The sequence below is a fragment of the Immundisolibacter sp. genome (genome assembly GCF_028696615.1).
Classification (GTDB): Bacteria; Pseudomonadota; Gammaproteobacteria; order Immundisolibacterales; family Immundisolibacteraceae; genus Immundisolibacter.
The window spans coordinates 1-13721 of record NZ_JAQVGQ010000051.1 but is presented as its reverse complement, the minus strand read 5'-3'; the positions used below and the strand labels follow the sequence as shown (position 1 = coordinate 13721).

The 13721-nt window shown below is 69.7% G+C and carries 11 protein-coding genes; all 11 read left to right on the top strand.

Annotation, left to right across the window (positions count from 1 at the left end; all coding sequences use genetic code 11):
* Positions 1–580 (top strand): AEC family transporter (locus tag PHC73_RS05255; protein WP_300125329.1); only part of this gene is annotated, 580 nt, incomplete at its 5' end.
* Between the two features lie 197 nt (positions 581–777).
* Positions 778–3048 carry a 3-hydroxyacyl-CoA dehydrogenase/enoyl-CoA hydratase family protein gene (locus tag PHC73_RS05250; protein ID WP_300125326.1) on the top strand — a complete coding sequence of 757 codons (2271 nt, stop codon included), beginning with the start codon at positions 778–780 and terminating at the stop codon, positions 3046–3048.
* Positions 3049–3201: 153 nt separating this feature from the next.
* The gene (locus tag PHC73_RS05245; RefSeq protein ID WP_300125323.1) at positions 3202–4800 is read left to right on the top strand and encodes an electron transfer flavoprotein-ubiquinone oxidoreductase; all 1599 of its coding nucleotides are present in this window, start codon (positions 3202–3204) and stop codon (positions 4798–4800) included.
* A gap of 32 nt (positions 4801–4832) precedes the next feature.
* Positions 4833–5579, top strand: coding sequence for an electron transfer flavoprotein subunit beta/FixA family protein (locus tag PHC73_RS05240; protein ID WP_300125320.1), 747 nt, complete (start codon positions 4833–4835; stop codon positions 5577–5579).
* A complete protein-coding gene (locus PHC73_RS05235; RefSeq protein ID WP_300125317.1) occupies positions 5579–6529 on the top strand; it encodes an FAD-binding protein in 951 nt (316 codons plus the stop codon). The genes PHC73_RS05240 and PHC73_RS05235 overlap by 1 nt, the downstream gene beginning before the upstream one ends.
* Positions 6530–6825: 296 nt before the next feature.
* Positions 6826–8826, top strand: coding sequence for a transketolase (gene tkt, locus PHC73_RS05230; protein ID WP_366949804.1), 2001 nt, complete (start codon positions 6826–6828; stop codon positions 8824–8826).
* A 52-nt stretch (positions 8827–8878) separates the two neighbouring features.
* On the top strand, positions 8879–9889 hold the full coding sequence (gene gap / locus PHC73_RS05225) for a type I glyceraldehyde-3-phosphate dehydrogenase (RefSeq protein ID WP_300125311.1): 1011 nt from the start codon (positions 8879–8881) through the stop codon (positions 9887–9889).
* Between the two features lie 10 nt (positions 9890–9899).
* Positions 9900–11087, top strand: coding sequence for a phosphoglycerate kinase (locus PHC73_RS05220; protein WP_300125308.1), 1188 nt, complete (start codon positions 9900–9902; stop codon positions 11085–11087).
* A gap of 130 nt (positions 11088–11217) precedes the next feature.
* Positions 11218–12003: a glucose 1-dehydrogenase gene (locus PHC73_RS05215; protein WP_300125305.1), complete on the top strand. Its 786-nt coding sequence runs from the start codon at positions 11218–11220 to the stop codon at positions 12001–12003.
* A gap of 7 nt (positions 12004–12010) precedes the next feature.
* Positions 12011–12256 (top strand): sulfurtransferase TusA family protein, encoded by a 246-nt coding sequence (locus PHC73_RS05210; RefSeq protein ID WP_300125302.1) that lies wholly within the window; start codon positions 12011–12013, stop codon positions 12254–12256.
* Positions 12257–12363: 107 nt separating this feature from the next.
* Positions 12364–13721, top strand: a 1358-nt coding sequence (locus PHC73_RS05205; RefSeq protein ID WP_300125300.1) for an FAD-dependent oxidoreductase, incomplete at its 3' end; no start/stop codon positions are given.

Sequence of the window (13721 nt, the reverse complement as noted above, 5' to 3'; positions counted from 1 at the left end):
GCTGTTCGGGCCGGATGGGGCGCGCTATGCGATTTATTCCGACATCCTCGGCATCAATCCGCTGTTCTGGTCGCTCGCGCTGTGGGTGGCGGTGCGCTGCGGCAGTCACGGCGAACGGCTGCAAAGTCCGCTGCAGTTTCTGGGCGTGCTGACCCGGCTGCCGCCGGTGTGGGCGTTCGTGATCGGTTTTACGCTGAACGTGGCTAGCGTGCCGATCGCGCCCTGGCTCGACAAGGCGACCGCTATGCTCGGCTACGCCACCATGCCGGCCATGCTGCTGACGGTGGGCATGTCGCTCGCGTTCGGCCATTTCCGGCTGCACTGGCGGCCGCTGGCCGGCGTGGCGGCCATCAAGCTGCTGCTGGTGCCGCTCGCCGTCTACGGCGCCGCCCGCCTGCTGGTCGGCCCCGGCGAGACGACCGTGGCCATCACGCTGCTGATGGGCATGCCGACCATGATGGCGAGCATGATCCTGAGCGAGCGCTTCGGTCTCGACACCGAGCTGCTGGCGGCGGTGATGGTCGGCTCGACGCTGCTGTATTTCGTGACGCTGCCCATCGGCATGGCCATTCTGCTGTGAGAGCTTGTGAGTCGTTCGGGCGCTCGGCCCGGCCGGGGAAGGCCGGACGCGCGACGCAAGAACCGCGCAGGATGCGCATGTCTTCACAAACCCTGAGCCGGCTTGCCAGTGGCCGAGGTTCGCCAGTAAGGTGAACAGCTTTGCCGTGGCGCAGAAAAAACGGCGGCGCCCGGATACACCAACGGCGGGATCAACACGTGGCGGATTTCACGACGATCAGGAAAGTGGCGGTGCTCGGCGCCGGCAACATGGGCGCCGGCATCGCCGGTCAGGTGGCCAACGCCGGCGTGCCGGTGCTGCTGCTGGACCTGACGCGCGAGGCGGCCGAGCGCGGCAAGCAGGATCTGTTCAAGCGCAAGCCGGCGCCGCTGATGCACCCGTCGGCCGCGGACCTGATCGAAACCGGCGGCTTCGATCAGGACCTGGGTCGTCTGGCCGAGGCGGACTGGATCGTCGAGGTGGTGGTCGAGCGCCTGCCGGTCAAGCAGGCGCTGTTCGAGCGCGTCGAGCGCGTGCGCCGGCCGGGCTGCATCGTCAGCTCCAACACGTCCGGTATTCGGCTGTCGGAAATCACCGCCGGGCTGCCGGCGAGCTTCGCGGCCGATTTCTGCATCACGCACTTCTTCAACCCGCCGCGCTACATGGGCCTGCTGGAGCTGATCGCCGGTCCGGCCACGCGGGCGGAAGTGGTCGACACGCTGCGCGAGTTCTGCACCGTGCGCCTGGGCAAGGAAGTGGTCGACGCCCGCGACACGCCGTCGTTCATCGCCAACCGCATCGGCATCCTGGCCATGCTGGCCGGGGTGCGGGCGGCGCAGCGGCACGGGCTGACTGTCGAGCAGGCGGACGCGGTGGCGGGCAAGCCGATCGGCTGGCCGGGCACCGGCGTGTTCGGCTTGATCGATCTGGTGGGTCTGGACGTGCTGGCCGACGTGGCGCGCAACATGCAGCACCAGCTTGCGGCCAGCGACCCGGCGCAACCGCTGCTGGAGCTGCCGCCGCTGCTCAACACGCTGCTCGAGCGCGGCTGGATCGGTCGCAAGGCCGGCGGCGGTTTTTACCGCGTGAGCGCGGACAAGCAGCGTGAAGTGCTCGATTTGGACACGCTGCAATACCGCCCGCTGCGCAAGGTGGAACTGGCCAGCGCCAAGGCGCGCGGCCCCAAGGACCTGCTGGCCGGCGACGATGCCGGCGCGCGCTTCGCCGCCGACCTGCTCGGCTACACGCTGGCCTACACCGCCACCGTGGCGCCGGAGATCGCCGCCGACGTGCTGGCCATCGACACCGCCATGCGCGAGGGCTATTCGTGGCAGGCCGGGCCGTTCGAGCTGCTGGACCAGATCGGTCTGGCCGACTTCGTACAGCGCCTGCAGGCGGCCGGCGAGCCGGTGCCGGCGCTGCTGCAGACCGCGCAGGCCAGCGGCGACGGGCGGTTTTATCGAGAAGAGGTCGACGGGCCAGAGTACCTCGGCTTCGACGGCGTGTATCACGCCGTGCCGCGGCCGGCCGCCACGCTGGCAGTCGCCGATCTGCGCCGCGCCGGCAAGCCCGTGCTCGGCAACGCCTCGGCCAGCCTGTGGGACATGGGCGACGGCGTGGCGCTGCTCGAATTCCACACCAAGATGAACGCGCTCGACGAGTACTCGGTCGAGGCCATGGAGCTGACGCTGCACCGCGTGCAGCGCGACTTCGAGGCGCTGGTGATTGGCAACGATGCGCCGCATTTCTGCGCCGGGGCAAACCTAAAGCGCATGCTGGATGCCGCCCGCGGTGGCGACTTCGAGTTCCTGGACCGCTTCATCGAGGGCCTGCAGCACGCGCTGATGGCGTTCAAGTACGCGCCGTTCCCGGTGGTGGGCGCGCCGCGCGGGCTGGCGCTCGGTGGCGGCTGCGAGGTGCTGCTGCACTGCAATGTGCTGCAGGCGCACGCCGAGCTGAACGCGGGTCTGGTCGAGCTGCGCGTCGGCCTGCTGCCGGCCGGCGGCGGCACCAAGGAAATGGTGCTGCGTCACCTGGACGTCGGTGTCGAGCGCGGTTTCGACTTGATCGTCGGCGCGGTGGTGTCGGGCTCGGCCGCCGAGGCGCGCGACATGCGCGTGCTGACCGATTACTGCGCCATCACCATGCACCGCCGGCGCGTGCTGGCCGACGCCAAGGCGGCGGCGCGGCGCCTGGTGAGCGCCTACGTGCCTGGCAAACCGGCGGTGGTGACGCTGCCGGGCCCCGCCGGCCGGGCGGCGCTCGAGGCGCGCGTGGCGCCACAGGTCGAGGCCGGTAAAATGACCGCCCACGACGCCGTGGTGGCCGGCCACATTGCCGCCGTGATGAGCGGCGGCGCCGGCGGCGAGGTGACCGAGCACGCGCTGCTGCGCCTGGAACGCGAGCATTTCCTCGAACTGCTGCGCCTGCCGGCGTCGCAGGCGCGCATGGAGCACATGCTCGCCACCGGCAAGCCGCTGCGTAACTGAACGATTGCCGAAAAATCCGAACCTGGTTTACGGCGCGCCGTGGCTGGGCCCATGCCAGACGCCGGGTTGTGCCGGCCTGCGCCGGCTGCGGCACGGCTTTCCCGAGCGCGTAACCGGTAAACGATCAACCGCATGAAGGGGGCAGGGGCGCCAATGAGCGAGCGCGACGTCATCGAGTTCGACGTGCTGATCGTCGGCGCCGGCCCGGCCGGGCTGGCGACCGCCATTCGTCTGAAGCAGCTCAGTCCCGGCACCAGCGTGTGCCTGATCGACAAGGCCGCACAGATCGGCGCGCACATTCTGTCGGGCGCCGTCATCGAGCCGCAGGCGCTCGACGAGCTGCTGCCCGGCTGGCGCGACAATCCGCCGCCCATCTGCGTGCCGGTGCGTTGCGACGAGTTCGCGTATCTGACCAAGACACGCCGCTTCAAGTCGCCGGTGGTGCCGCCGCAGATGAACAACCACGGCAATTTCATCGTCTCGCTGGGCGCGCTGTGCGCGTGGCTGGCGCCGCAGGCCGAGGCGCTGGGGGTCGAGGTGTTCGCCGGCTTCGCCGGTGCCGAGCCGCTGTTCGACGAGGCTGGGCAGCGGGTGATCGGTGTGCGCATCGGCGACATGGGGCTCGACCGGGCCGGCCGGCCGAAGGACAACTACACGCCCGGCATCGACATCCACGCCAAGACCACCGTGCTGGCCGAGGGCTGCCGCGGCAGTCTGGCCAAGCAATTGATCCGGCATTTCGGTCTCGACGCCGGCGTCGATCCGCAGACCTACGGCATCGGCCTGAAAGAGCTGTGGCAGCTGCCGGCCGGGCGCGGCGATCCGGGCCTGGTGCAGCACACCATCGGCTGGCCGCTGCGCGCGGATACCTACGGCGGCAGTTTCATCTACCACCTCACCGACGATCGGGTGGCGATCGGCTTCGTGGTCGGACTGGATTACCGCGACCCGAACTTCTCGCCGTTCGAGGCGTTCCAGCAGTTCAAGCACCACCCGACGGTGAAGCCGCTGCTCGAAGGCGGCACCATCATCTCCACCGGCGCCCGCGCGCTGGTGGAAGGCGGCCTGCAATCACTGCCGCGGCTGTCGATGCCGGGCGCGCTGCTGGTGGGCGACGCCGCCGGCATGATCAACGTGCCCAAGATCAAGGGCACGCACATGGCGCTTCGCAGCGGCATGCTGGCGGCCGAGCACCTGGTGGCCGACGCCGCCGACCGCTTCGACGCCGGCTGGCGCGATTCGGCCTCGGCGGCCGAGCTCAAGCGCGTGCGCAACATCCGGCCAGGGTTTCACCGCGGGCTGTGGCTGGGGCTCGCCAATGCGGCGCTCGAGACCGCCGTTGGCGGGCGCACGCCGTGGACGCTGCGCAACCACGCCGACCACAGCGCGCTGCACACGCTCGCCGAAGGCTCGCCGCCGCCCGATTACGTCGAGCGCACGCTCGAGCCGCGCGATCGGCTGGCGTCGGTGTACTTCGCCGCCACCGAGCACGACGAGGATCAGCCCATCCATCTGAAGGTGGCGGACACCAGCATTTGCGTCGGCCGCTGCCGCACCGAATACGGCAATCCCTGCACGCGCTTTTGCCCGGCCGCCGTGTATGAAATGGTCGAGGACGACGGCGGCCTGCGCCTGCAGATCAACGCCGCCAACTGCGTGCACTGCAAGACCTGCGACATCAAGGACCCGTACCAGATCATCACCTGGGTGCCGCCGGAAGGCGGCTCGGGCCCCAATTACGTCAACCTATAAGAGGCCGTTGCGGCCATTCCCGAGGAGACAGCATGAAAGTCCTGGTGGGCGTCAAGCGCGTGGTGGACTACAACGTCCGCATCCGCGTCAAACCCGACGGCAGCGGTGTGCTCACCGACGGCGTCAAGATGAGCATGAACCCGTTCGACGAAATCGCCGTCGAGGAGGCCATACGCCTGCGCGAGCGCGGCGTGGCGACGGAACTGGTGGCGGTCAGCATCGGCCCGCAGGCGGTGCAGGAACAGCTGCGCACGGCGCTGGCCATGGGCATGGACCGCGCCATCCACGTCGACACCGCCGAGGCGCTGCAGCCGCTCGAGGTGGCGCAGGTGTTCAAGGCGCTGGCCGAGCAGGAGCAGGCGCAGATCGTGCTGCTCGGCAAGCAGGCCATCGACGACGACGCCAACCAGACCGGCCAGATGCTGGCCGCGCTGTGGGAGCGCCCGCAGGCCACCTTCGCCTCGGCCATCGAGATCAACGGCAACACCGCGCGGGTGACGCGCGAGGTCGACGCCGGGCTCGAGGTGATCGAGGTCGACCTGCCGGCGGTCATCACCACCGACCTGCGCCTGAACGAGCCGCGCTACGTGAAGCTGCCCGAGATGATGAAGGCGAAGAAAAAGCCGCTCGACGTCAAACCGGCCGCCGAGTTGCTCGGCGCCGGCACGCCGCGCCTGCAACTGGGGACGGTGCGTCCGCCGGCTGCGCGCGGCGCCGGCATCAAGGTCAAGAGCGTCGAAGAACTGGTGGCCGAGCTGCAAAACCGGGGGCTGATCTGATGGCAAAGGTACTCGTCATCGCCGAACACGACGGCGCCAAATTGAACGCCGGCACCGCCAAGGTGCTGGCCTGCGCCGGCCAGCTCGGCGCGCAAGCGATCGACGTGCTGGTCAGCGGCGTCGATGGCGGCGCGCTCGATGCGGTGTGCGCCCAGGCGGCGACACTCGCCGGCGCGAGCCGCGTGCTCCGTAACGCGCGCGCCGACAATGCCGCGCCGCTCGCCGCCGTGCTGGCGCCGCAGATCGCCGAGCTCGCCGCCGGCTACGACTATGTGCTGGGGCCATCCACCACCTTCGGCAAAGACCTGCTGCCGCGAGTGGCCGCCCTGCTGCGCGCGCCGGCGGTGAGCGACATCATGACCGTGCTCGGCCCGCGTCAGTTCGAGCGGCCCATCTACGCCGGCAACGCCATCCTCACCGTGACCGTGCCGGACGGCAGCAGGGTGGTCGGCACGGTGCGCGTGGCCTCCTACAAGGCGGTCGGCGAGCAGGCGCCGGCGCCGGTGGAGGCCGTCGGCACCAGCGCCGCGGCGCCGACGCACACGCGCTTCGTGGAGCTGCGCGCCGGCGCCAAGGATCGCCCTGATCTGCAATCCGCGAGCAAGGTCGTGTCCGGCGGGCGCGGCGTCGGCAGTGCCGAAAACTTCCGCCTGATCTTCGAGCTGGCCGACAAGCTCGGCGCGGCGGCCGGCGCCTCGCGTGCGGCGGTGGACGCCGGCTTCGTGCCGAACGACATGCAGGTCGGCCAGACCGGCAAGGTGGTGGCGCCGGAGCTGTACATCGCGGTCGGCATCTCGGGTGCCATCCAGCACCTGGCCGGCATCAAGGACGCCGGCACCATCGTCGCCATCAACAAGGACCCGGACGCGCCCATCTTCGAGGTGGCCGACATCGGTCTGGTGGCGGACCTGTTCGAGGCCGTGCCGGCGCTGGTGAAGGCACTGCCCTGATCGGCCACGAAACATCGACTTTCAGTCCGCCCGCCCGGGGCACGATGCGCCGGTCCGACCGGCCGACGTCAGGCTTGGATGCATGCGAAGCAGCGTGGGCGTGAGCCGTGCTGCGACGAGCTGAAACGTTTCGCGGCCAAACTTTTTGAGCATTCCCGAGTGCGACGGGGCGGTGGGCGCGGTCGCGGCCAGTGGCAGGCCGCATGCTATCCTTGCCGCCCCCTGCGGCCGGCGGCCCGCTACGGCTGCGTGCCTGCCGCGTCCGAACGTCCGATCCCATGGAGATGCGCATGTCCCTGCCGCGCCGGCAACTCGCCAACGCCATCCGGGCGCTGGCCATGGACGCGGTGGAGGCCGCCAAATCCGGCCACCCCGGCATGCCGATGGGCATGGCCGACATCGCCGAGGCGCTGTGGAACGACACCCTGCGCCACAACCCGGCCGATCCGTCCTGGCCCGACCGCGACCGCTTCGTGGTCTCGAACGGCCACGGCTCGATGCTGCTGTACGCGCTGCTGCACCTGTCCGGCTACGACCTGCCGCTGGACGAGATAAAGCGCTTTCGTCAGCTGCACTCCAAGACGCCGGGCCATCCGGAGCACGGCCTCACGCCGGGTGTCGAGACCACCACCGGGCCGCTGGGCCAGGGTCTGGCCAATGCGGTCGGCATGGCGCTGGCCGAGCGGCGCCTGGCGGCCGAGTTCAACCGCCCGGGTCACGACATCGTCGATCACCACACCTACGTGTTCGTGGGCGACGGCTGCCTCATGGAAGGCGTCTCGCACGAGGCCTGCTCGCTGGCCGGCACGCAGGGCCTGGGCAAGCTGATCGCGCTGTACGACGACAACGGTATTTCCATCGACGGGCAGGTGCGTGGCTGGTTCGCCGACGACACGCCGGCGCGCTTCGAGGCCTACGGCTGGCAGGTGATCCGCGGCGTCGATGGCCACGATGCAGACGCGGTGCGCGCGGCCATTGCCCAGGCGCGCGCGGAAACCGGCCGGCCAAGCCTCATCTGCTGCCGCACGGTGATCGGCTTCGGCGCGCCGCACAAGGCCGGCACGGCGGCTTGCCATGGCTCGCCTCTGGGTGCGCAGGAGATCGCCGAGGCTCGTGCGGCGCTCGGCTGGCCGTATGGGCCGTTCGAGATTCCGGCCGAGATTTACGAGGCCTGGGATGCGCGGGCGCGCGGCGCGGCGCTGCAGGCCGACTGGCAGGCGCGTTTCGATCGTTACGCGGCCGAGCATCCGCAGCTGGCGGCCGAGTTCAGGCGCCGTATGGCCGGCGAGCTGCCGGCCGATTTTGCCAACCAGGCAAAGGCCATCGTCGAACGTTTTCAGGCCGAGGCCAAGGATGTGGCCAGCCGTCAGGCCTCGCAGCTGGCGCTCGACGCCTTCGGCCCGCTGTTGCCGGAGCTGCTGGGCGGCTCGGCGGATCTCACCGAGTCGAACCTCACGCAGTGGAGCGGCGCACCGGTGCTCGACGCCGGCCAGCCGGCGGGTCGTTACCTGCACTACGGCGTGCGCGAGTTCGGCATGAGCGCGGTCATGAACGGCCTCGCCTTGCACGGCGGCCTGCTGCCGTACGGCGGCACGTTTCTGGTGTTCTCGGACTACGCGCGAAACGCGCTGCGCATGGCGGCGTTGATGCGCCAGCGGGTGGTGTACGTGCTCACGCACGACTCGATCGGCCTGGGCGAGGACGGTCCCACGCACCAGCCGGTGGAACAGCTGGCGAGTCTGCGGCTGATCCCGGGCCTCGAGGTGTGGCGGCCGTGCGATGCGGCCGAGACGGCGGTGGCCTGGGCGCAGGCGCTGCAGGGTGCGGGACCGACGGCATTGGCGCTGTCGCGCCAGAAGTTGCCGCATCAGGCGCGCGATGCCGCGCAGCTGGCGGCGGCGGCGCGCGGCGGCTACGTGCTGGCCGACGGCGACGGCGCACCGCAGGTGATCCTGATCGCCTCCGGCTCGGAGGTGGCGCTGGTGCAGGCGGCGCGCGAGCGGCTCGCCGCGCAGGGCATCGCCGCGCGCGTGGTGTCCATGCCGTGCGTGGAGCGCTTCGCGGCCCAAGACGCAGGCTATCGCGACAGCGTGTTGCCACCGGCGGTGACGGCGCGGGTGGCGGTCGAGGCCGGCGTGCCGCAGGGTTGGTGGCGTTACGTCGGCAGCGGCGGGCGGGTGATCGGCATGGAGCGCTTCGGCGAGTCGGCACCGGCGGGTGAGCTGTTCGAGTACTTTGGCTTCACCGCGCAGGCGGTAGTCGACGCGGCCCTCGCTGCGTTGGCCGACGCACGTTGACGACGGCTTTCGTGGTTCTTTGACTCGGGTTGATTTTTCAGGAGAACGGCAGATGGCGATCAAGGTGGCGATCAACGGCTACGGCCGCATCGGGCGTAACGTGCTGCGTGCCCTGTACGAAAGCGGCCGCAGCAACGAATTGCAGGTGGTGGCGATCAACGATCTGGGCGACGCCAAGATTCTCGGCCACCTGACGCGCTACGACACCGTGCACGGCAAGTTCCCCGGCACGGTGGAAGTGACCGACGGTGCCATCATCGTCAACGGCGACCGCATCCGCGTGACCAGCGAGCGCGATCCCTCCAAGCTGCCGTGGGGCGAGCTGGGTGTGGACGTGGTGCTGGAGTGCACGGGTCTGTTCACCAAGAAAGAAAAAGCCGCGGCGCATCTGACCGCCGGCGCGCGCAAGGTGCTGATCTCGGCGCCCGGCACGGGCGTCGACGCCACCGTGGTGTACGGCGTGAACCACGGCGTGCTCAAGGCCGGCGACACGGTGGTCTCGAACGCGTCCTGCACGACCAATTGTCTGGCGCCGCTGGCGCAGGTGCTGCACCAGAAATTCGGCATCCAGCAGGGCCTGATGACCACCGTGCACGCCTACACCAACGACCAGGTGCTGACCGACGTCTACCACGAGGACGTGCGCCGCGCCCGCTCGGCCACGCAGTCCATGATCCCGACCAAGACCGGCGCCGCCGCCGCGGTCGGCCTGGTACTGCCCGAGCTCAAGGGCAAGCTCGACGGCTTCGCCATCCGCGTGCCGACCATCAATGTGTCGATCGTGGACCTCACCTTCACCGCCGGTCGCGCGGTGACGGTGGACGAGGTCAACGCCGCCGTGCGCGAGGCGGCGAGCGGCGCGCTCAAGGGCATCCTGGCTTACAACGACGAGCCGCTGGTGTCGGTCGATTTCAACCACAACCCGGCCTCGTCCATCTTCGACGCCACGCTGACCAAGGTCATCGACGGCACGCTGGTGAAGGTCTGCTCCTGGTACGACAACGAGTGGGGTTTCTCGAACCGCATGCTCGACACGGCGCTCGTGCTGGCCAAGGTCGGCTGAGGGCGCGCTCATGGCCAAGCTGTTGCGCATGACCGACCTGCCGCTGGCCGGCAAGCGGGTGATGATCCGCGCCGACCTGAACGTGCCCATCCGCGATGGGGTGATCTTGGACGACACGCGCATCCGCGCCTTCCTGCCCACCGCGCGCCAGGCGCTAGACGCCGGTGCGGCGGTGCTGGTGCTGTCGCACCTCGGCCGGCCCAAGGAAGGGGCGTTCGACGCCGAGGCCAGCCTGGCACCGGTGGCGGTGCGGTTGGGCGAACTGCTGGGGCGCCCGGTGCCGTGCCTGCGCGACTGGCTGGACGGCGTCGACATCGCGCCCGGGCAGATTGCGCTCGGCGAGAACGTGCGCTTCAACGTCGGCGAAAAAAAGAACGACGACGCGCTGGCCAAACGCATGGCGGCGCTGTGTGACGTGTTCGTGATGGACGCCTTCGGCACCGCGCATCGCGCCGAGGCGTCCACGCACGGCGTGGCCAAGTACGCGCCGGTGGCCTGCGCAGGACCGCTGCTGGTGGCCGAGCTCGAGGCGCTTGACAAGGCGCTGGCCAATCCCAAGCGGCCGCTGGTGGCCATCGTCGGTGGCGCCAAGGTGTCGAGCAAGCTCGGCGTGTTGACCAACCTGCTGCCGCGGGTGGACCGGCTGATCGTGGGCGGTGGAATCGCCAACACCTTCCTGGCGGCGGCGGGGCACTCGGTCGGCCGCTCGCTGTACGAGCCGGAGCTGGTGGACACCGCGCGCGGTCTGCTCGAGCAGGCGCAAAAGCTGGGCCGGCCCATCCCGTTACCCACGCGCGTGGTGGTGGCGCCCGAAATCGGCGAGACCGTGCCGGCGACGGTCAAGGACGTGAGCGCGGTGGACGCCGACGAGATGATCCTGGACGTGGACGCGGGCTTCGCCCGCGAGCTGGGCGACATCATCAAAAACGCCGGCACGGTGGTGTGGAATGGCCCGCTCGGCGTGTTCGAGTACCCGGCGTTTGCCGAGGGCACGCGCATCCTCGCCCAGGCGGTGGCCGAGTCGCCGGCGTTTTCCATCTGCGGTGGTGGCGAGACGCTGGCGGCGATCGCCAAGTTCGGCATCACCGACCGGGTGTCGTACATTTCGACCGGCGGCGGTGCCTTCCTCGAAGTGCTGGAGGGCAAGAAGCTGCCGGCGGTGGCGGTGCTCGAGGAGCGCGCCGCCCAACAGGGCTGAACCGGCAGGGCTGAAAAACCGGTCGTGGTTTTTCGGCCCGCTGCCGCGCGGCATGAGCCGGCCCCGAAAGGACCGGCGCCCGTCGGGGCGGCAATCGTTCCAAAAAACATACACACGAGGAGCTGAGAGCATGAGCCAACGTTTCGCCGGCAAGGTTGCCATCATCACCGGCGGCGGCGCGGGCATCGGCCGCGCCATCGTCGAAGAATGGACGCGCGACGGCGGCTGCGCCGTCATCTGCGACTTGGACCTGCACGCCGCCGAGAAGGCGGCGGCCGAGGTGGCGGCGGCCGGCGGTCAGGCGCTGGCGCTGCGGGTCGACGTGACCGACCTGGACACCATCGCCGGCATGGTGCCGGCCACGCTCGAACGCTTCGGTGGGCTGGACGCGCTGTTCAACGTCGCCGGCAACAACATGATGAAAAACGTCGAGGAAGCCAACGACGAAGAATGGCGCTTCATCATCGACACCAACCTCACCTCCGTGTACCGCTGCTCGCACGTGGCGATTCCGGAAATCAAAAAGCGCGGCGGCGGCGTGATCGTCAACATCGCTTCCACCGCCGGCATCCTCGCCGAGAACCGCTGCGCGGCGTATTCCGCGGCCAAGGCGGCGGTGATCAACCTGTCCAAGAACATGGCCATGGACTTCGCGCGCTACAACATCCGCGTCAATGCGCTGTGCCCCGGTGGCACCTGGACGCCGCGCATCCGCGGCTACATGGCGCGCTTTCCCGAGCACGAGAAGATGATGACCGAGGTGTGCGCCATGCAGCGCATGGCCGAGCCGCACGAAATCGCCAAGCCGGCCGTGTTCCTGGCCTCGGACGACGCATCCTTCATCACCGGCGCCGCGCTGGTGGTGGACGGCGGCATGACCGCAGGCAAGCGTTTCGACCTGTTCGATTCGATCTGAGACGGCCATGGGCGCCGCCGCCGACACCGCCGTGCCGCAGGTCGACCTGTCCACCTACGGCTGCCCGTTGCATTACGTGAAGGCCCGTCAGGCGCTCAGCCGCATGGCGGCCGGTGAGCGGGTGGTATTCCTGTTCGCCGCCGGTGAGTCGGCCGAGCAGGTGCGCGACGGCCTGGCGGCGGACGGCCACCGTGTGCTGTCGGTCGAGGCCGTGGGCGACACGCTGCGCGTCGAGGTGGTTAAAGCCGAATGAGACAGACCGTGGCCGTGAGCCGCGTCGCTGCGGGCTGAAAAATCCACGCACGGAATTTTCACCCTGTGCCCGCCAGGGCGCAGCCGGATCGGTACTGAGGAGGATACATGCCGAACGACCAGGGGCCTGCGGTCGATGCGGGCCGCCGCGGCTTCATTCTGGGCGCCGGCAGCGGCCTGCTGGCCGCCGGTGCGACCGACGTGTTGTCTGCCAGTGCGCCGTCTGCGGGCGGCGACTGGGACCGCGTGACCGAGGTGCTGGTGGTCGGCTCAGGCGCGGCCGGTTTCAGTGCCGCCCTGTTTGCCCGTGAGGCCGGGGCGCAGGTGCTGATGCTCGAGAAAGGTCCGGTGCCGGGCGGCACCACGTTGCGCTCGGGCGGCGTGCACTACGTTCCGAACAACCGTTTTTTGCGCGCCGCCGGCCTCGCCGATCCGCGCGAGGATTTCCTGCGACTGGCGGTGCGCATGAGCTACCCGGATCGCTACCGGCCGCAGGCCGCGCGTTACGGGGCCGCAGCGGCCGAGTATGCGCTGCTCGAGGCGTTCTACGACCAAGCGGCGCCGACCGTGGATCGCCTGACCGAGCTTGGCATCGTCGACTACCTGCCGTTCATCGACTACGACGATCGCCCGTTTCCTGACAACTACGCCGAGCTGCCCGAAAACCGCGCCCCGCGTGGCCGCGGCATGGTCTGCAAGCCAAAAGCGCACCGGCAGGGGCGGTTTTATTACCGAAACGGCGGCGGCGTCGGCGTGGATCTCGTCGAGCTGCTGCAGACGGCCGCGCAGGCGCGTGACATCGCCATCCTGACACGCCATGCGGTGGTCGAGCTGGTGCGCGACGCGGCGGGCGAGGCGCTGGGCGTGGTCTGTGAACATCGCGGGCAGCGGCTTCGCATCGGCGCGCGGCGCGGCGTGGTGTTCGCCAGCGGCGGCTACATCCACGATGCCGACTTGCGCGCCCGGCACCTGCTGGGGCCGGTGTACGGTGGCTGCGGCGCGCCGACCAACCGGGGCGATTTTCTGCGCCTGGCGGCCGGCGCCGGGGCGGCGCTCGGCAACCTGCAGCACGGCTGGTGGATGGAACTGCTGCTCGAGGAGGCGCTGGCGAGCTCGGACGCGCCGACCGGCGTGTGGATCATCCCCGGCGACAGCAGTCTGGCCGTCAATCTCGCCGGCGAGCGCTACGTGAACGAGAAAAACCACCCCGGCAGCCGGCCGCGCGCGCATTTCGTGTGGGATCCGGTCAGCGGCGACTACCCGCAGCGCGTCACGCTGATGATCTGGGACAGCCGCACCGTGCAGCACCGCGGCGGCGTGATGGGCGTACAAAAGCCGGGTGCGCCGCTGCCCGTCCATGTGATGCAGGGCGAGGACTGGCCGGGGCTCGCCAAGGCCATCGCGGCACGGCTCGAAAAACTGCGCCCGCAGATCGGCGCGCTGCATCTGGCGCCCGACTTCGCCAA

Excerpts from the sequence above, each read along its gene's own strand:
- PHC73_RS05210 (WP_300125302.1), top strand. The coding sequence starts at position 12,011 with ATGGGCGCCGCCGCCGACACCGCCGTGCCGCAGGTCGACCTGTCCACC.
- gap (WP_300125311.1), top strand. The coding sequence starts at position 8,879 with ATGGCGATCAAGGTGGCGATCAACGGCTACGGCCGCATCGGGCGTAAC.
- PHC73_RS05240 (WP_300125320.1), top strand. The coding sequence starts at position 4,833 with ATGAAAGTCCTGGTGGGCGTCAAGCGCGTGGTGGACTACAACGTCCGC.
- PHC73_RS05220 (WP_300125308.1), top strand. The coding sequence starts at position 9,900 with ATGGCCAAGCTGTTGCGCATGACCGACCTGCCGCTGGCCGGCAAGCGG.
- PHC73_RS05245 (WP_300125323.1), top strand. The coding sequence starts at position 3,202 with ATGAGCGAGCGCGACGTCATCGAGTTCGACGTGCTGATCGTCGGCGCC.
- PHC73_RS05235 (WP_300125317.1), top strand. The coding sequence starts at position 5,579 with ATGGCAAAGGTACTCGTCATCGCCGAACACGACGGCGCCAAATTGAAC.
- PHC73_RS05215 (WP_300125305.1), top strand. The coding sequence starts at position 11,218 with ATGAGCCAACGTTTCGCCGGCAAGGTTGCCATCATCACCGGCGGCGGC.